The 17,181-nt window shown below is 47.7% G+C and carries 19 protein-coding genes and 1 riboswitch; of the genes, 2 read left to right on the top strand and 17 right to left on the bottom strand.

What is annotated here, in order from left to right:
* Window positions 1-90 precede the first annotated feature (90 nt).
* The 5 genes from rsmA to ACE3MQ_RS25310 form a co-directional block, all read right to left on the bottom strand.
* A complete protein-coding gene (gene rsmA / locus ACE3MQ_RS25330) occupies window positions 91-975 on the bottom strand; it encodes a 16S rRNA (adenine(1518)-N(6)/adenine(1519)-N(6))-dimethyltransferase RsmA (protein WP_379398038.1) in 885 nt (294 codons plus the stop codon).
* Between the two features lie 6 nt (window positions 976-981).
* On the bottom strand, window positions 982-1,536 hold the full coding sequence (gene rnmV / locus ACE3MQ_RS25325) for a ribonuclease M5 (RefSeq protein ID WP_379398036.1): 555 nt from the start codon (window positions 1,534-1,536) through the stop codon (window positions 982-984).
* 112 nt (window positions 1,537-1,648) lie between these two features.
* Window positions 1,649-2,785 carry a G5 domain-containing protein gene (locus ACE3MQ_RS25320; RefSeq protein WP_379398034.1) on the bottom strand — a complete coding sequence of 379 codons (1,137 nt, stop codon included), beginning with the start codon at window positions 2,783-2,785 and terminating at the stop codon, window positions 1,649-1,651.
* Between the two features lie 256 nt (window positions 2,786-3,041).
* Window positions 3,042-3,273, bottom strand: a riboswitch (cyclic di-AMP (ydaO/yuaA leader).
* A 214-nt stretch (window positions 3,274-3,487) separates the two neighbouring features.
* Window positions 3,488-4,255, bottom strand: coding sequence for a TatD family hydrolase (locus ACE3MQ_RS25315; RefSeq protein WP_379398032.1), 768 nt, complete (start codon window positions 4,253-4,255; stop codon window positions 3,488-3,490).
* A gap of 18 nt (window positions 4,256-4,273) precedes the next feature.
* Entirely contained in the window at window positions 4,274-5,560 is a 1,287-nt protein-coding gene (locus ACE3MQ_RS25310) for an HD domain-containing protein (RefSeq protein WP_379398030.1), read from the bottom strand.
* Window positions 5,561-5,896: 336 nt separating this feature from the next.
* Between ACE3MQ_RS25310 and ACE3MQ_RS25305 the strand changes: the two genes are divergently transcribed.
* A complete protein-coding gene (locus ACE3MQ_RS25305; RefSeq protein WP_019640040.1) occupies window positions 5,897-6,151 on the top strand; it encodes an AbrB/MazE/SpoVT family DNA-binding domain-containing protein in 255 nt (84 codons plus the stop codon).
* A 185-nt stretch (window positions 6,152-6,336) separates the two neighbouring features.
* Here the strand turns inward: ACE3MQ_RS25305 and rsmI are convergent, their stop codons facing one another.
* The 10 genes from rsmI to ACE3MQ_RS25255 form a co-directional block, all read right to left on the bottom strand.
* Window positions 6,337-7,227, bottom strand: a complete 891-nt coding sequence (rsmI, locus tag ACE3MQ_RS25300) for a 16S rRNA (cytidine(1402)-2'-O)-methyltransferase (RefSeq protein WP_379398027.1) — start codon at window positions 7,225-7,227, stop codon at window positions 6,337-6,339.
* Complete coding sequence (locus ACE3MQ_RS25295; RefSeq protein ID WP_379398025.1) at window positions 7,224-7,991, bottom strand: tRNA1(Val) (adenine(37)-N6)-methyltransferase; 768 nt, start codon at window positions 7,989-7,991, stop codon at window positions 7,224-7,226. Before ACE3MQ_RS25295 ends, rsmI begins: the two co-directional genes overlap by 4 nt.
* Window positions 7,992-8,082: 91 nt before the next feature.
* Window positions 8,083-8,463, bottom strand: coding sequence for an initiation-control protein YabA (locus ACE3MQ_RS25290; RefSeq protein WP_379398023.1), 381 nt, complete (start codon window positions 8,461-8,463; stop codon window positions 8,083-8,085).
* Window positions 8,464-8,507: 44 nt separating this feature from the next.
* Window positions 8,508-9,308 carry a PSP1 domain-containing protein gene (locus ACE3MQ_RS25285; protein WP_379398021.1) on the bottom strand — a complete coding sequence of 267 codons (801 nt, stop codon included), beginning with the start codon at window positions 9,306-9,308 and terminating at the stop codon, window positions 8,508-8,510.
* Window positions 9,309-9,426: 118 nt separating this feature from the next.
* Window positions 9,427-10,401, bottom strand: a complete 975-nt coding sequence (gene holB / locus ACE3MQ_RS25280; RefSeq protein WP_379398019.1) for a DNA polymerase III subunit delta' — start codon at window positions 10,399-10,401, stop codon at window positions 9,427-9,429.
* An 86-nt stretch (window positions 10,402-10,487) separates the two neighbouring features.
* Window positions 10,488-10,931 (bottom strand): YaaR family protein, encoded by a 444-nt coding sequence (locus tag ACE3MQ_RS25275; RefSeq protein ID WP_379398017.1) that lies wholly within the window; start codon window positions 10,929-10,931, stop codon window positions 10,488-10,490.
* A 198-nt stretch (window positions 10,932-11,129) separates the two neighbouring features.
* Window positions 11,130-11,459, bottom strand: coding sequence for a cyclic-di-AMP receptor (locus ACE3MQ_RS25270; RefSeq protein WP_379398015.1), 330 nt, complete (start codon window positions 11,457-11,459; stop codon window positions 11,130-11,132).
* Between the two features lie 81 nt (window positions 11,460-11,540).
* Window positions 11,541-12,185, bottom strand: coding sequence for a dTMP kinase (gene tmk, locus ACE3MQ_RS25265; RefSeq protein ID WP_379398013.1), 645 nt, complete (start codon window positions 12,183-12,185; stop codon window positions 11,541-11,543).
* Window positions 12,175-13,845 (bottom strand): aminotransferase class I/II-fold pyridoxal phosphate-dependent enzyme, encoded by a 1,671-nt coding sequence (locus ACE3MQ_RS25260; protein ID WP_379398011.1) that lies wholly within the window; start codon window positions 13,843-13,845, stop codon window positions 12,175-12,177. The genes tmk and ACE3MQ_RS25260 overlap by 11 nt, the downstream gene beginning before the upstream one ends.
* Before the next feature lie 165 nt (window positions 13,846-14,010).
* A complete protein-coding gene (locus ACE3MQ_RS25255; protein WP_379398009.1) occupies window positions 14,011-14,196 on the bottom strand; it encodes a sigma factor G inhibitor Gin in 186 nt (61 codons plus the stop codon).
* Window positions 14,197-14,423: 227 nt separating this feature from the next.
* On the opposite strand from ACE3MQ_RS25255, the gene ACE3MQ_RS25250 reads away from it, so the two are divergent.
* On the top strand, window positions 14,424-14,948 hold the full coding sequence (locus ACE3MQ_RS25250; RefSeq protein WP_379398007.1) for a hypothetical protein: 525 nt from the start codon (window positions 14,424-14,426) through the stop codon (window positions 14,946-14,948).
* Window positions 14,949-15,064: 116 nt separating this feature from the next.
* On the opposite strand, the gene ACE3MQ_RS25245 is transcribed toward ACE3MQ_RS25250, so the two are convergent.
* Both ACE3MQ_RS25245 and ACE3MQ_RS25240 read right to left on the bottom strand, forming a co-directional pair.
* Complete coding sequence (locus tag ACE3MQ_RS25245) at window positions 15,065-15,493, bottom strand: hypothetical protein (RefSeq protein WP_379398005.1); 429 nt, start codon at window positions 15,491-15,493, stop codon at window positions 15,065-15,067.
* 279 nt (window positions 15,494-15,772) lie between these two features.
* The gene (locus tag ACE3MQ_RS25240) at window positions 15,773-16,858 is read right to left on the bottom strand and encodes a PdaC/SigV domain-containing protein (protein WP_379398003.1); all 1,086 of its coding nucleotides are present in this window, start codon (window positions 16,856-16,858) and stop codon (window positions 15,773-15,775) included.
* Window positions 16,859-17,181 lie beyond the last annotated feature (323 nt).

The following is a 17,181-nucleotide window of genomic DNA, read 5'->3' as shown; positions in this document are numbered from 1 at the left end:
ATCACCTCTACCCTAAGGTATGGGCGAAAGCGGGGATTGGTGACCTTCTCGGTGCTGAAAAGTTGATTTTTAAATTTCAACAACAAATATCTATTGCTTCAGGCCTGCTGCAAAAAGCACATTGCTAAGCACAGCATATTCCTGCAAGGAAAGCGTCTCGGCTCGGCGCCTTGGATCTATGCCCGCTTCATTAAGCAGCTGCTCCAACCGTTCACGGCCTTCCTTTGGAAAAAAGCGGCTCTTCAGGTTATTGGCAATCGTCTTCCTTCTTTGGGCAAACGACGCATGCACTACGTCAAAGAAAAAACCCTCGTCCTCTACCGATACAGGAGGCTGCTTACGCACGCTTAAGCGGATGACCGCGGATTCCACATTCGGCTGGGGAATAAATACCGTATGAGGCACGATACAGACCAGTTCAGGCTCGCTGTAATACTGAACGGCTATGCTCAGGCTGCCATACTCCTTGCCGCCGGGGGATGCGGCCATTCGCTCCGCAACCTCCTTCTGAATCATTACGACGATATGCTCCAGAGGCAGCCCTTCCTCCAGCAGCTTCATCAATATCGGCGTGGTAACGTAATACGGCAAATTCGCCACGACACTAACGCCGGATACATCTTTAAAATGCTGCTCGAATAGGTCGCGCAAAGGGAGCTTGAGGACATCTCCATGAACGACATCCACATGCGGATACGGCTCGAGCACCTCCTCCAGAATAGGAAGCAGCCGCTGGTCGATCTCCACAGCGGTTACTTTGCCGGCCTGCTGTGCCAGCTTCTCTGTCAGCGCACCGATGCCCGGCCCAATCTCCAGAGCGCCCTTGGTCTTGTCCAACCCGGCAGCCTCAATGATTTTGGCTAGTATATTCTGATCGATCAGAAAATTCTGACCGAGACTTTTCTTAAATGAGAATCCATGCCGTTGAATAATTTCCTTCGTTCGGCGCGGCGTCGATATATCTTCTCTACTCATGGCACTCTAAACCCCTTTGTCCTCCAGTTGAGCCAGCGCAGCCGCAAACTCTTCCCGGCTAATCCGAAATACGGTAAGCCGCTTATACAGCTGCTTCCCGTTGCAATAACCGATCCCGAGCAATTCACCGATCACGCGCCGTCTAGCGGCGGCTTGCGGGTGAACGATCAGACCGGCCTCTATTAAGTCTTCCCAATCGATCAATTTATCATCGTTCGCGGCAGATACTGTTTCGGTATGGACGCGACCCAACGCTTCTCGAATTACTTCGGGCGAAGCGTTCTCCACGCCGATATCCCCGCGCCGAGTGGCATCCGCCTCTCGAAGGAAGGCATGCTTGCAGCCCGGTACCCGGCCTGCGACAATTTTGCGGATTCGCTCACCCGCATGGTCGGGATCGGTCAATATGATGACCCCGCGCCGCTCCTGAGCCAGGGCAATCTTACGCAGCACGGCCTCGTTGACAGCCGAGCCCCCGGTTTCAATCGTATCCGCTTCTACGGCGCGTTTAACGGCGACGGTATCGTCCCGTCCTTCCACGACAATAACCTCTTTGATCATCAGAAGCTAACCCTCTTCCTCATACGCAAAAAGAAGAGGACTTCTCCTCTTCTTTACATACCTTTTTCATTTATCTATAGTATCTTATTCCCTGTTCAAAGTAAAACAGGAGTTAGTTTAATTCTGGTTTGTTTGGACCAATTACATAAACCGTACGGCCCTTCTTGCGGCCGAAGTTTTTCGCAGATTTCAAACTATCGAAATAAACGTCCATTTTATTGCCCTTAATGGCGCCACCCGTATCTTCGGCTCTGCGGAACCCAATGCCTTCGATATATACCCACCAGCCCATAGGAACGACATTCTTATCTACGGCAATCGTTCTGCCTTCCGTGACACGCGTCCCGGAAGCCGTCTTCGTGCCGATCCCGTCCTCTTCGGCGGAGTATGCGGTTAATGTGACGTTCTTAAGCACCTTTTTATATTTAAACGAGACGCCGCCTTTGGTTGTCAATCCACTGATATCCACTTGACCCCCGGTCCGGGATATATTAGCGGATAGCACAGCTTCTGGCTTGGGCTTCGTACCGACAGCAACCACTTTATCCTGAGCCTTCGTCTCAACCTCTTTGCTCAGCCAGCGCTTGGATACGAAATTTCCGTCTTCATACACTTTTTCAACGTGATGGATAACTACTCCCTCGCTGCCTTGCTGCAGCACTTTCGTCTGACCCTTCTCCAAATTAGGATCCGAGGTTTTGACGACGGCAAATGGCACGGTCTCTTTCGTCTGTACCGTATGCTTGGATACGCGTACCACTTTGATCTTGAGATCGGAGGTAACTTTGCTGCTCAGCTCCGGAGTCACTTTATCCTCCGGGTTCACCGTAATGCCAAGCTCGTTGATAATACCCTGCACACTGGATTGAGTCGTTAGATGCGACTTCGTTGCACCATCCACGCTCACCTGCACCGGAACCGCCCTTACGATAACGATCCGGTCCCCTTCTTTGAGGGAGCTTTCGAGCGGCCGCGATATCGTATCACCCTGGCTCAGCACGATAGCATGTTCATCCAATACTTGATTGACTACAGTTTTGCGGGTCTCGATCTCTTGGATCTCCCCGTCCACCACTAAATAAATGTTCTTGCTGCTGCCATTCAGCCAAATTAGAATGACGATAATCGCTGCGACAGTTAACAAAGTGACGACCGATATCTGACGTAGATTCTCATGCTTCCATCTTAATGCGTAAGACATACTGGATGAGCGTGATTCATGGGTCTCTTCTTTCTGGAAAATGCCCACTTTCCGTCCTCCTTCATAGTCCCGCCCTAGGTCAATGCATGATTAAATGTTGACGTGACTATATCCGTTTTTTACGAAATGCTAGAAGTTCAGCACCCCGCATCCTGCCCCAGTCCGGTCGGCATTTGTCACCTCCTGTTATAGAACAGTATGATGACCCTATTACAATTATTCAAAACAAAAGAAGCCGGGAGAAAGAGTTAAAGCAACTCTTTCGTGGCTTCCTGAAGTTCTTGGGTGTAATAGGATGCACGAAGTTGCCTCTCTTGACACGCTTACGAGGTTAGCTGTCGGGTTCGGACGAAGAGAGCCGCCCTTTCTTAGTTCATTCGCTCATGGCGCAATGACCTCGAATTCACCCCAAAGATCCTGCAAAGAAATCAAATACGGCATGATTACTTTCTGTTGACTGTGAATCAAGAATAGTTTCATCAAGACCGTATCCGGTTCCCCCGTTCTCCAAAATGGAGACTCAGCGAGACTGGTTCATGGAACATGGATCGTGGCCATTTGCATTGCTCTAAACTCGGCCAATTCGATCACTGAAAAGATTCTATCCTGTTTCGATGCATGTTGTAAAGGACGGATCAAGAACGTTTTCTTTAGAAAAAGGTTAAAAAAATGTAATAAACTCGGGGTTTTAAATTAAAATGTATTAATCTTTCCCGAAATCTCTTCTTTTCACCGCTTTTCCTCCCATTTTCATCGAATGCCAAATCGTTCCAGTGCATTTTGGGTAGTTTTTTCTGCAATTTCTTGGAAGGACAGCCCTTTTAATTCAGCGGCTGCTTCGGCTACGAATTGGACATATGCGGATTCATTTCTTTTCCCGCGATAAGGATGCGGCGTCAAATAAGGGGCGTCCGTTTCAAGCAATAATCGGTCGATTGGAGTTTGTTTTAATACCTCTTTGGGCTGTTTTGCATTTTTAAACGTGATCGGGCCTCCAAAGGACAAGTGAAACCCCATATTCAGGCATAATTTAGCCGTTTCCCAGCTTCCCGAGAACGAATGCATAACTCCACCCACTTCATGCGCCTTCTCTTCCTGCAAAATGCGAACGGTATCCTCATGGGCATCCCGATTATGAATGACTATCGGCATTCCCAGCTCCCGGGCCAGCCCGATTTGTTGGCGAAATACAGCATGCTGTACATCTTTTGGCGATGTATCCCAATAGTAGTCAAGACCAATCTCCCCGATGGCAACGACCTTTTCGTGGCGACACAATTCGGCAATCCAATCCAAATCGCCTTCCTTCATCGTTATCGCATCCTGGGGATGCCAACCGACAGCGGCATAAATGAAATCATAGCTCTCGGCCAGCTTCATCGTGGTAGGAATCGTATCCCGATTAAAACCGATATTAATCATGCGCGAAACCCCTTGCTCGACGGCGCGAGCAATCGTTTCCTCCCGATCCTCGTCAAACTGCTCCGCATCCAAATGTGTATGTGTATCTATCAACATAGCGATATTCCTCCTAAATTAACATTCCCGGCTAAAAAATCGAGCCAATTCCGCAGGCAAACGATGCCATACCGCTCTTAATTTATTGTCCGGATAGTACAAATAAAATTTCCCCCGCTGCATGCCGCTGATGGAACGGACAATATCGGATACCTCTGAAATCTCCACCAATCGCTCCTGCTTGTCCAGCAATAAAATTTGCTTTCCCCGAAGCTCTTCATCAGGACGAGACACATCATAAGGCAAGTCCGTCGGAAAATCAATTTCCAGATCATAATCCGGATTTAAGCCTATTTTTCGGAATTGTTCGCGAATTTCCGTGATTTTCTCCAAATCGAGCGATTCAAGTTCAACATATTTGTACAATTTGCGATCCATAAACCGGGTACAAAGATCAGAAAGGAGACTGTCCTCTTCATTTTTCCACTGCATAAAGGCCGTTTGAATTAAAGCTTCATCTAATAGCAAATATTGCTGAACCGTCAAATCCGCGTTGAACAAGCCGGGTAATGGAGCCGGCAGGAACGAGAACGTATACCCTTCAGCATACAATTCCTTAACCCGGCGAAAAATCTGCCGCAGAATAATTTCCGAGCTCCGCGTAACCGGGTGGAAATAAACCTGCCAGTACATTTGATAGCGGGACATTAAATAATCCTCTACCGCATGCATGCCCGTTTCCTTAACTACAATTCTACCCTGATAAGGCCGGAGCATTCGCAATATCCGATCCATATCGATCGTGCCGTAATTGACGCCCGTAAAATATGCGTCTCTCAGCAAATAATCCATTCGGTCTGCATCAAGCGGACTGGTCACCAGGTTAACGACAATCTCATTCGGGTAATCCTTACGGATGACCGAGGCTACCTTAGCCGGAAAATTCTCGCCCATTCGCTTTAGAACCTGTCCTACCTCCGTATCTCCAAGCAAAATGCGGCAAGTCCAATCCTCATGGTTCATTGCAAAGGCTTGTTCAATAGAATGAGAGAAGGGGCCATGTCCCAAATCATGCAACAACGCCGCGCAAAGAGCTACAAGACGTTCGTCCTGCGGCCAGTCTGGATAATTATTTCGTTCAAACTGAGAAATGATTCGCCGCGTGATTTCATATACTCCTAGAGAATGAGAGAATCGGCTATGCTCTGCCCCATGAAAGGTTAAATACGAGGTACCGAGCTGACGGATCCGGCGTAGCCGCTGAAATTCCTTTGTATTAATAAGTAACCAGATCAATTCATCCTGAACATGAATATAATTATGAACAGGATCTTTGAATACCTTTTCTTCGCGAAGATTATGCATGGTTAATTCTCCTTGTTTTCAATTTTTTTGAAATTAAAAGAATTTAACGACTTTGCCTCTCCAAGATATTCGACTTATTTTGTCGAATTATGTCTAATAATGTCGTGATAGGTGTCGGAAATATGTCGATTGCCTAAAACCCCGGTATAAAAGCAATTATTTGATGCCATTCATGCATTTATGTCTTTAATTTAGTAAATTAACTGAACTCTACCATAAATAGGTTGACTGTTTTGGGAAACGTTGGTATTATAAATATCATAAAAGATAGAAGTTTGTCGAATAATGACGCTTTAAGTTTATTTTAAAAATTTCGCGAGAGGGGTATCATCAGTCATGATGAAATCAACAGGTATTGTTAGAAAAGTAGATGAACTAGGTCGAGTAGTTATTCCTATCGAATTGCGCCGCACGCTCGGGATTGGGGAGAAAGATGCGCTTGAAATTTATGTAGATGGTGAGCGTATTATGCTTAAAAAATACGAGCCTGCCTGCATCTTCTGCGGCAATGCTGAGAACGTTACTTACTTCAAAGGCAAAATTGTTTGCCATGAATGCCTCACGGAAATTCCAACACCTGTGACAAATTAAGAATTATAGTATATAATAGACTTACTGAATCTGTTAATTCTAACCTTTTTCATATCTCCTTGGTGCCTTCTTCGGCTTGAACCCGGCCGAATGAAGGCTCCCTTTTTTTTGTGCGCCCATTATTTCTATCCAATCCACAGGCTCAAGCCCACTCATACCTATTCTAAAAACAGTAAAATTTGCTGCTATATCAAGGATTTGTAAATATCCCTCTTGGATACCCCACGGTCATTCGCTGCCTTCTTCATCGCCTCCTTCCGCGGCAACCCCTCCTCCTCATAATGCGTCACATGCTCAACAATGGACATAGATTGCCACCAGGCATTCCGCTTTTCTTTGAGCTGCTGGGGATCGGCTCCTTCCACCACGATACAATATTCTCCCATCGGCGGATGCTCCTGCAGCCAGTTCAGGCAATCTTGTATCGTCCCCCGGGTCATTTCCTCGAATCGCTTGGTCAGTTCACGGGCCAAAACAATCCTCCGGTCTCCCCAGGCGTTAAGCATCGATTCCAGGGTTTTGATCAGCCGATGCGGAGATTCATACAATAGTAAGGTGCTCTCCTCCTCCTCCTGCAGCTGCAGAAGCTCATCCCGCTCCCGCTGCTCCCGGGGAAGGAAGCCGATAAATTTAAATTTCTCCGTAGACAGGCCGGATACGATCAAAGCAGATAGCGCAGCATTTGCTCCTGGTACGGGTACAACAGAAATTCCCGCCTCGATCGCCAGCTTGACAAGGTCGCTTCCGGGATCCGAAATGGCCGGCAGACCCGCGTCACTGACGAGCGCCAAATTTTTTCCTTCTATTATAAAACGTATAAGCTCTGGACCACTGGCTAGCCGATTATGGTCATGGTAACTCAACAGCTTGCCCGGCGTAATTTCAAAATGGGACAACAGCTTTCTCGTCTGTCTCGTATCCTCCGCGGCGATAATATCCGCTTCCCGAAGAATACGGACAGCACGATAAGTCATATCCTCTAAATTGCCGATCGGCGTAGCGACGAGATAGAGCGTGCCACTGCCCCCCTGATCACCGGGCTGCTCCGCAAAACTTTTTTGTACCTTTACACTCATGATCTTCCCTCTTTTGATCCATAGTATATTTCGAAGATTTCTTTGCAGTATTCCCCGTTTTCCTCGTACACAATAAGCGGTGGCAGCACTCGGACATCCGGCCTGCCGTCCCGCAGCGCTTCAATTAACACCATATTCGCTTCCATGCCCGCTCGCGGATGAACAAATCGAATGACCTTCGGTTCCAACCGATACTGGCGCAGCAGCGTCATGATTTCGCCGAGCCGCTGAGGCTTGTGCACCATCGACATTTTGCCGCCGGTTCGCAGCAGTCTCATCGAGGAACTGATGACCTCCTCTAATGTGCAGTGAATTTCATGCCTTGCAATGGCTTGGTGCGGATTCAGCTTCAAATCCCCGCCGGTTAGCGGCATGTAAGGCGGATTCACCGTCAAGGCATCGTATGCACCGTGTCCCGTCTCCTGCACAAGCTCCCGTAAATCCCCCTCCCTTATGGTAATCCGATTCTGCAGATGATTCAGCTGCATACTGCGCCGAGCCATGTCCGCAAGTCTAGGCTGTATTTCAATCCCCTCAATCTGCGCTTCGGTACGCGTGGACAGCAGCAGCGGTATAACGCCATTGCCAGTACAAAAATCAATGATTCTGCCCCGTTTCGGTACGGCTGCAAATCGCGCCAACAGCACTGCGTCCATCGAGAAGCTGAACACCTCGTCGCTCTGAATGATTCGCAAATGATGCGTCAGGAGATCATCCAGCCTTTCTTGTTCATATAAAGGTACTTCCATCGGCCATTGGCTCATCGAATACTCGCCTTTCTTAGTCAAGGTTGTCGGAATTGCATTGCAAATTCCCATATTGAAAAAAAACCGTAGGAAGCTCCTACGGCTTTACTCATTTATTCAGAAAAGACAAACAGAACAGGCAATCGCCTTCCGTTCGTAAATGTCCGTAATACACGTTGCAAATGTGGAATCCCTCGTGATACAGACGTGCGAGATTATCATACCCTTCCCCGACGATATCGGCCGCTTCTATCGGTTCCTTGCCTTCGGGCAACGAAGCATCGGCTTGATCTGAAGACGAGGACGGAAGGCGACCTTCGGTGGTCTCCCGCTTTAAAATTTTGCGTAATTGCTCGTTCTCCAGCCGAAGCTGCTGATTCTCTTCCACCAGCTTCTTCACCTCTAGCATCAGCTTGCTCAATTCGCCGTGAACGGTTCCCATTTGTGCATCCAGCGCCTGCATATGCGTAAAAATATCTTTGTTCTCCAAGTTCCCACCCCAGAGTCATCTCTAAAGTCTATCTTGAAAATCCATTACTTAACGACAACATCATCTAAAGGAAGTTCCTTGACTTTGCCTACTTCAAATAATTGCACATGAACCGAACGCGAACCTGCATTCAGTCCCACGACTTTCCCTTCGCCAAGTGAAGTAATCACCATCTTGCCTACCGACGGTAACTCTTCCTTCACGCTTTCATAATTATCATGCTCAAATTTCAGACAGCACATCAGCCTTCCGCAAAGTCCGGAAATCTTCGTCGGGTTAAGCGATAAGCTCTGATCCTTAGCCATCTTGATCGATACAGGCTCAAAATCGCCCAACCAGGATGAACAGCAGAGCACCCGTCCGCAAGGGCCAATCCCGCCAAGCATCTTCGCCTCGTCCCGCACTCCAATCTGACGGAGCTCGATCCGTGTACGGAAAATACTCGCTAAATCCTTAACGAGTTCACGGAAATCGACCCGGCCTTCGGCCGTGAAATAAAAAATGATTTTGTTGCGGTCAAATGTAAACTCGACATCGACCAGCTTCATTTTGAGGTCATGATCTTTGATTTTATTTAAACAAGTGGCAAAAGCGTTCTTTGCCGCAAGCTTGTTCTCTTCCACAACACGGGCATCAGCATCGTCGGCAATCCGGATCACCTTCTTCAGCGGAAGGACGACGTCCGATTCTCCAACCTGCTTCTTCCCGACGACAACCTTGCCATATTCGATTCCACGCGCTGTCTCGACGATAACGCTTTGTTCCTTCTCGACGGGAAGCTCCAGAGGATCGAAATAATATATTTTGCCCGCTTTCTTGAAACGGACACCTACTACAGTGTACAAAAACTTACCCCCTCGTCTAGCACTGGCACTAATGAATATGTGACCTTTCAAATAAATCCCTTGTTTAGCATGGGAGAAAGTTTGCTGAAAATCTGTCAGGGTCTTTATTTCTCTAATGTTATCCCTCGACACCAATCAAAAACTGTTCGACACAGAGCTGGCCGTTCATGTTCTGCCTAAGCTTCTTCCTGCTCTCTGCCGCAAGGGCCATCGCTTGAATCCAATGCTCTTGGCTGCGACTTGAAGCATGCCTATTGATAAAATCCAGCTCATCTATGAAAACGATTTGGTCATGTTTATGATAGAGCGCATGGAGCATGTCCTTAAACCACAAATGGAAAAGATTAAACAACATGTCCAAATGATCGCTCAGGCCTGCCTTGAAAATAGATTGCTGCGCTGTAATTAATGGACTCCCGCCACGTCCTGCGGATTCCTTCCCTAATTGTAACACTACGTTTCTAATTTCTGCAAACCAATTCTGCTGCAACAGCTCGCGGCACGGGCCTAGTCCAGCCGCCAAATGAACGGCACACCTCGATAAAGTGGGTGGAAATCCTTCGTTTGATAAAATTTGGAGCATCCTTTCCGGATCGAGCGGGGTAAAAGGCACCCACTGGGCCCGCGATTGGATGGTTGGAAGCAGAGCGCGTCCATTATCCGACAAAAGAATAGCAACTGCGGGTGAAGGCGGCTCTTCCAAAAATTTCAGCAGGCTGTTTGCTGCTTGCACCGTCATTTTCTCTGACTCGTCAATAATGTAAGCCTTCGGATTTCCACTCTCCGAACGATATGAGAAAATCCGCTGTAAATCGCGGATTTGATCAATCTTAATGGTCGAGCCCTCAGGAGCGATGTAATGGAGATCAGGATGATTGCCATGAAGTACCTTGCGGCATTCCAGGCATTCCCCGCAAGCATCGTCCCCCTCTTCCGTACAGAACAGGGCTTGAACGAACGCCATGGCCATTTCCTTCTGTCCGCTGCCCGGGGGCCCGCTAAATATATAAGCATGCGATATTTGATTACGGCGAAGCCCGCTTTGCAGCAGTTTTTTAGCCGCATCCTGCCCCATAATTTGCTCAAATGACATTAGCGATTCACATTCCTTATTGATTATAATACGAGTTTAAAATACAAGTTCAAGAAGTCGGCTTTTCAGCACCGTGGCTTAACCTTTTAAAAACAGAGATTGATTAGCATGCCTCTGATCTCACCGATCTTCTGAAGCAGCTCGATCTTCCCCTGCTCCGTTTCCAGCAAATCGTCGGCCATTTCCAGCAAAGCCGCATCGATTTCATCCAGCAGCTTATAGCGCTTGCCCCGTCCACGACGATCCCAGCCCCGGGAATCCTTCATGCCTACGCCGCGCCGCACCGTATCCTCCATGAATCTTTTGACGAGGAGGCGGTACGCCTTCAACTCGCGAATAGTCATGGAACGGGCCAAACGATCACCTTGAAGCTGAATTTCTTTGAATCGGCGATTCAGTTCCTCCTGGGAAGCACGCTCCCCCTGCTGCTGCATAACGTCGGAGAATGTTTTGGATTGAACTGGTTTGGCAGTATTATCATTCATCCCTAACCCACTGTTCAGCGGCCTGAACCCCGGATCTATCTTCATTTCATTCACAGCCTATCTTCTTTTATTTCAAAAATAAACCTCTGTATATAGCGAATTCAAGCTACATGAGCACCTAAAATGTTTCCAACGAAAACATCCTGCGAAAGCAAATTCTCTTCAAGGGTGAATGCAAGATTCGATGTCGATTCACATCCTGATCATGCTTCCATGATCAAAAGGGGACTTAATGAGCAGCCCTTAAAAATGTTCGAAACGGTCTACTGGCAGAACGAAGACGGTCGCTCCCCCAACCTGCACCTCGACCGGCAGCGGCAAATACGAGTCGGTCGTTCCGCTCATCGGCGTCACTGGCGTGACAAGCTGCTCACGGACTTTGCAACTGCTGCGGATGACGTTCATTACGGATTCCACCTGATTGTCATCTACCCCGATCATAAACGTCGTATTCCCTGCCCGCAAAAATCCGCCGGTACTTGCTAGCTTCGTCGCCCGATAGTTTTCCTTTACGAGCGCACTGGATAGACGATTGCTGTCTTTATCTTGGATAATCGCAATGATCAGCTTCATTGCAGCCCCTCCTCGTATTTACATTATAGTATGATTCGTTCGTATCCGGCTTACGAAACCGAATACATTTATATTTGACAATCATAGTGCAAATTCCTTTAATGCCGTGAAAAGATAACTCTTCATCTCCTCTTTGACCTCTTCGAGCGATCTTGAAGCATCGATCGTAATGATCCGGCTGGGATACATTTTTGCCGCGATCCGGTAGCCCTCCCTGACTTTATGATGAAACTCCAGGCTTTCCATATCCAATCTGTTCACCTCGCGCCCTTGGCCCGAGGCGATTCTTGCCAGTCCGGCCTCCGGTTCAATATCCATATAGAATGTTAAATCAGGAAAGCGCCCGTTTGTCGCAAAGCTGTTAATGGCCAGTACCTCGTCAATGCCGAGGCCTCTGGCATGGCCTTGATAGGCGAGACTGCTGTCGATGAAGCGATCACATAATACGATGAGTCCCTCTTCCAGCGCTGGCTCCACCTTTTCCGCCAAATGCTGCCGTCTGGCCGCCGCATAGAGCAAAGCTTCGGTTCGAGCATCCATCGCCGTATGCTCTGGCGCCAGGATCACCTCACGTATTCTTTCCGCGATGACAATCCCACCAGGCTCCCTCGTCGTCATGCTCGGAATTCCCTGCTCCTGGAGCATAGAACTAAGCAGCTGCAGCATGGTCGTTTTGCCCGAGCCTTCCCCGCCCTCCAGCGTAATAAACAATCCTTTACTCTTCATCGGTACTCCCGCCTTCTGTTTGCTCTTTATACAGGTGCTTATAAACTAAGATGGTATTTAGCCGAGAATCTGCAGCTCCCTGGCATTTTGCTCCGGACTGGCGCAACCCCTTTAAACGATTCATCGTTCTTTCCGAGATAGCCTCTCCCGGATAAAGCAAAGGAATACCCGGCGGGTAAGGAATGATCATTTCTGCTGCGGTTCGGCCTTGAGCATCCTCCACGAATACCGTTTCGATATCTTCCAGAGATCGTGGCTGCATATCAAAAGGTACCGGACTCGATACTCCATCCTCTAAATCCGTTTCAATGTTCCACGTGGAAACTAAAGAAGGAGCGGATGACTTTTTCTCATCCTTTTGTCTAGGCTGCTGCATCTGCTCTTGTTCTTGCTGATGCCCGTGCTTTTGCTCTTGCTTACGAGCTAGGTCACCGCCCGCCCGGCCCTCCTCATTCTCCCCCTTGGTCTCGTACCCGTTTCCCGCACCCTCTGAAATTTCCTGTAATGCCTGGTATAGACGCTCGGCATCCTCCATGGTCGTTCCCAGGCTCAGCGCCAAGACTACGAATCGTTCATCACTCATCTCCGGTATACAGCCTGCCGTCTCCAGCTTATCCTGCAGCTCGTAACCGTTACTGCCGCCAAATGCATCATAGAGTACAAGTTTGAACGGATCTTGTGTAGTATATGCAGCATCTTCTCCGCTGGAGCCCGTCTTAAGTATACCAAAGCGGGGCAATGCGGTATGAATCGCTTGCCGAAGCCAGTCTGCCGCCGCGAGGCCGTCACGGAACGCCGCATGGCCTTGCCGCTCCAGCAGGCTGCGGCTTAGGTCAAGCGAAGCCATGATCGGATACGAGGGGCTGGAGCTCTGCACCATCGCGAGCCGCTGACGCAGCAGACTGCGGTCGAGCAGGCTGCCCTGCACGTGCAGCATCGCGCCCATCGTGAGGGCGGCGAGCATCTTGTGCGTCGACTGCACGACGCCATCGGCGCCCTGGGCTAACGCGGACACCGGCAGAGCCGGGTGCAGCCCGTAGTGGGCGCCGTGCGCCTCGTCGACGAGCAGCGGCACGCCGTGAGCATGGCAGAGCTCCGCCAGCTCTGCCAGCGATGCGCCCATCCCGTAGTAGTTCGGGTGCGTGACGAGCAGCCCCTTCGCGCCGGGATACCGGCGCAGGGCCTCACGCACCGTCTCTACGGACGGGATGGTGGCGAGCCCGCTTGCGCCGTGCAGCTGCGGCGCAAGGAACACCGCTTGTGCGTGCGCGAGCATAAATCCGTGAATAACGGATTTATGCACATTGCGCTGCACAAGCAGCACGTCCCCTGGAGCGGTGCACACGCTCAGGATCAGGGCCAGGTTGCCGGCCGTACTGCCGCCGACAAGAAAATACGTCTCCTCCGCTCCGAATAAGGAAGCAGCCTGCTGCTGCGCCTCCTTAATCACACCCTCCGGATGATGGAGATCGTCTGTTCCGTTAATCTCCGTCACATCGATCTCCATAATCTGATCCAGCTCTGTAGCACGATCATTGCTGCCCATTCTATAAGCTTGGCCATTTTTATGGCCGGGCACGTGAAAAGAAGCGTGATTCGCCTTCTTATACCGAAGCAAAGCCTCATACAGAGGAGCCCTATGCTTCACATTGTCAGACATATTTATCTGATCCTTCCGAATTGACTTTTCTTCCCCTCTTATCAAGCAGGGTGAAACCTGCAAATGATTATAATAGGTTATCACTTCATTTTAACGCTACTCTCCTGCATAGGGCAACACAAAAGGACCCGCCACATACAGCCAGCAGGTCCCTAACTATGAATATTAAGCATTCTTCTGCACCCATATTTGCTTCATCCGATGAATAAAGAAGTGATATTTTTCTTCCTGAACGTCGGTGTGAACCATTTCCGCCTCACAGGCATCGCATATAAATTCGGACACAATATGAATTCCTTCCAGTTTGTGCTCGCCGCATATAATACATGTATTATGCGCATGTTCATCCATCCGCAATCCCACCTTGTTTATTTTACTATCAGTATGACACATGTTCTATTATTTTAAACCCTTTCATAGTACATTACTTACTATTTATGTATATGCAATGCCTGCTGCAATGGTGTTTGTACGTAACAAACGTAAAATATTCTTTTTTTCTGCCGATATATTAGTAAGAGCCTGCCTAATTATCAGGTTTGTCTATTTTATTATTCCAAGGAGGGTTGAATGTATCGATGCCCGCTGAATCCGGCACGAATGCAACATTTTACCATTACCGACTTCTCAAGAAATTGGTAATCCCCAAAACCCTGATCCATAGTCTTCTGACTCTTCCTCTGATTTGGCTTGCCGCAGAAATTGTTCTGTTCAATTGGACTAGCATATTTTTCTTCCTGCTGGCAATCCCGGTTGCATTTTGGATTCAGTATGTTATAGCCCGATCCGTACTGGTCATCATCCATAGCTCCTACCGTAAACGCTGGCGCTTTACCCGACGTTTGCCCTGGATCGGTTATATGCCGGATCAGTATGTTGCCTATTCGGTATATCGACGTGTGCAGCTGCATACCTCATGGATCGGATTGATCATTGTCGCGATCATGATTCCTTGGTCTCCGATATCTTTTGTGTTTTCCTTGTTCTTCTGGCACGCATGGAGCATGGCTCCACGGCTTTACCCCTTATTCGGCTTTAAAAATCAACCCAAAGAAGGCATGATCAAATTTAACGAAGAGGACATTTCCTACTACATGCCTTAAAGTATTACATATATAAACCTTTTATCCCCGATATTAAAAAATCCTGTTTCCTGCAGTCGCGCAGGAAACAGGCCGATAAGCCAACGCTATATTCGTATGCTTCATCTTTATTGGAGTTACGGACTGCTCTCCAGTCCCTGTATTACGGTTTTCTTCTCTTGCTTCGGCACCAGCACAGTAAACGAATTGTCATGAATCGTTAGTTGAACGATAACTTTATCTTTCTTATATACACGCGTTGTTCCGGAATTCTGATCTTCCTGCTCCGTCCAACCCCATTCATAAATCGCTTGCTGATATTCCTCAGGCACGCTGCTGGATTCATTAATTCCCGACAACGAATAATGGACATAATCCATTCTTGAATTATTAAGAGCGGTTTCCGTAATACTGGCTTCCTTTGGAACAGGAAAGCTCTTCTCAACAGCCGAGCCCTCAAATTTCGTCCAAGAAGGTGTGGAAGATGCACAGCCTGTGATCGCGAGCAGGATCATCCAGACTAACCCCATGAAGCATAAGGAATATCCCTTCCCTCTTAGCCGCATGTATTATTCCTCCTTACCTGACCTACATACTATTTCACCTGGATAATATTGACGATTTTTCCACAATATAATTACGAAGATAGGCTTAATTTCCTAGTCGAGAAACTACCATTCTCATTATAACGCCTGTCAGGATCATGTCGGTAACAAAAAGGTTACATTCAAATGAACAGTTTAATGAAAATAAACGGACATTTCTCTACCCGCTTACTTAAGAGAAAATATCCGTTTACCATTCAATATCTATTAAATTCGATGAATAGCAGACAATCCCTTTTCTTATTTCCCGTCAAAAGGACTGGCCCCACTAGGTAATATATCGCTGAAAGGAATTGAGAATTCTGGTATTCCGAATGCATAAGGAAAGTAATCATACAATTGGAAAAAAACCTTCAGCTTCCCCGCCTGAATATAAAATCCAGTCTCTTGATTAACCCCTTCAAAACCTCCCATATACTCCGGCATAGCTTGCAATTTAGCTGCTAATTGCTCGTTCAGCTTCTTCTTGTAGTCTTTATTCGTATCGAATAAATCATCTATGGTTAAAGAATTCCCGTCAGCTAGAGAAAAAGTATATCCCTCTTGGATCGTCATCCCATGAGCGCCACCCAAATACTCATATTTCTGCATGATTAGGCTAAGGATACCTTCTGCATTATAAGTGACTACATAATGGCTCTCATACTCGTATGGACGCTCCGCCGTCTCGTCTCTGTCCTGCAGCTGCTTTTCGATCGATGCTTCAAAGTCCAGCACGGCCTGCTTCAATGCTTCATTTATGGACTTTTCAGCATTCGGATTGTCCAATTTACTAATTTGCGGATAATTCAAACGAATCGTAGCTTCCTCGGATTTTTCCTCGATGGTCACAGTCTCAATATTAAGCTCATTCTCTTTAGTCTTCATCACGTTGAGCCTCTTGGTGGGAGAGTACCAATCGCCTTGATAGCCCATATAATCTTTAACAAGTGAAAAAGGGACAAATAATCGCCCGTTAACCAGCTTCCCTTCCATATGACTCAAATAATATCCGTTAATATCAATTCCAACCTGATTATCCGATACGGTAAGATTTACAGTTCTATAGCCTTTTCCAAGGGTATAGACTTTATTTACTGCATCGTATTGAAGCGGCAGCTTTAAGACATCTCTTAAAAATGTCACAGGTACCCAGGTCTGCCCGTCCTTAAACAGCCCCTGCTCCTGCGTAATGACTCCGTTTGATTTAAGCACGACAATCGGCGGCTCTGTATTCTTTGAGCTTGCTTTAGCTGCTGCGGCTGTTCCTGTTCCGGTTACACTTGAGCTAGCGAGCAATAAAGTTGCTGCGAGCACGGATGTAGTCCATTGTTTAATTTGCTTCATAGTTGTATTTCCCTCCTAAAGGTCATCGCGTATTACTTATTGTAGTAGAATTTGGAGCCAATTGATTTACAAATCCCCTTACAATATTGTTTTCTTCCCAGGCGGGATCTATCATTTTCTTAACCTCATTGAAATAAAAAAAACACCTGAAATATGTTCAGATGCTTCTAGCATTACATAATTTAGAATCCAAAGATGTTCTCGAGCGAGTACCTTCTATAAAAAAATAAAAACCACCACCGGTTCATCGGCAGTGGTTCTTCGCTTGGCGACGTCCTACTCTCCCAGGACCCTGCGGTCCAAGTACCATCGGCGCTGGAGGG

It is taken from the genome of Paenibacillus lentus (assembly GCF_042714055.1).
Classification (GTDB): domain Bacteria; phylum Bacillota; class Bacilli; order Paenibacillales; family Paenibacillaceae; genus Fontibacillus; species Fontibacillus lentus_A.
This window is presented reverse-complemented; position numbering and strand designations above follow the sequence as displayed.

Coding starts and splice junctions, on each gene's coding strand:
- ACE3MQ_RS25310 (WP_379398030.1), bottom strand. CDS start 5,560: ATGCATAATCTTCGCGAAGAAAAGGTATTCAAAGATCCTGTTCATAAT.
- ACE3MQ_RS25250 (WP_379398007.1), top strand. CDS start 14,424: ATGCCCGCTGAATCCGGCACGAATGCAACATTTTACCATTACCGACTT.
- rnmV (WP_379398036.1), bottom strand. CDS start 1,536: ATGATCAAAGAGGTTATTGTCGTGGAAGGACGGGACGATACCGTCGCC.
- ACE3MQ_RS25245 (WP_379398005.1), bottom strand. CDS start 15,493: ATGCGGCTAAGAGGGAAGGGATATTCCTTATGCTTCATGGGGTTAGTC.
- rsmA (WP_379398038.1), bottom strand. CDS start 975: ATGAGTAGAGAAGATATATCGACGCCGCGCCGAACGAAGGAAATTATT.
- ACE3MQ_RS25275 (WP_379398017.1), bottom strand. CDS start 10,931: ATGAAGATAGATCCGGGGTTCAGGCCGCTGAACAGTGGGTTAGGGATG.
- rsmI (WP_379398027.1), bottom strand. CDS start 7,227: ATGAGTGTAAAGGTACAAAAAAGTTTTGCGGAGCAGCCCGGTGATCAG.
- ACE3MQ_RS25255 (WP_379398009.1), bottom strand. CDS start 14,196: ATGGATGAACATGCGCATAATACATGTATTATATGCGGCGAGCACAAA.
- tmk (WP_379398013.1), bottom strand. CDS start 12,185: ATGAAGAGTAAAGGATTGTTTATTACGCTGGAGGGCGGGGAAGGCTCG.
- ACE3MQ_RS25315 (WP_379398032.1), bottom strand. CDS start 4,255: ATGTTGATAGATACACATACACATTTGGATGCGGAGCAGTTTGACGAG.
- ACE3MQ_RS25295 (WP_379398025.1), bottom strand. CDS start 7,991: ATGAGCCAATGGCCGATGGAAGTACCTTTATATGAACAAGAAAGGCTG.
- ACE3MQ_RS25305 (WP_019640040.1), top strand. CDS start 5,897: ATGATGAAATCAACAGGTATTGTTAGAAAAGTAGATGAACTAGGTCGA.
- ACE3MQ_RS25270 (WP_379398015.1), bottom strand. CDS start 11,459: ATGAAGCTGATCATTGCGATTATCCAAGATAAAGACAGCAATCGTCTA.
- ACE3MQ_RS25260 (WP_379398011.1), bottom strand. CDS start 13,845: ATGTCTGACAATGTGAAGCATAGGGCTCCTCTGTATGAGGCTTTGCTT.
- holB (WP_379398019.1), bottom strand. CDS start 10,401: ATGTCATTTGAGCAAATTATGGGGCAGGATGCGGCTAAAAAACTGCTG.
- ACE3MQ_RS25240 (WP_379398003.1), bottom strand. CDS start 16,858: ATGAAGCAAATTAAACAATGGACTACATCCGTGCTCGCAGCAACTTTA.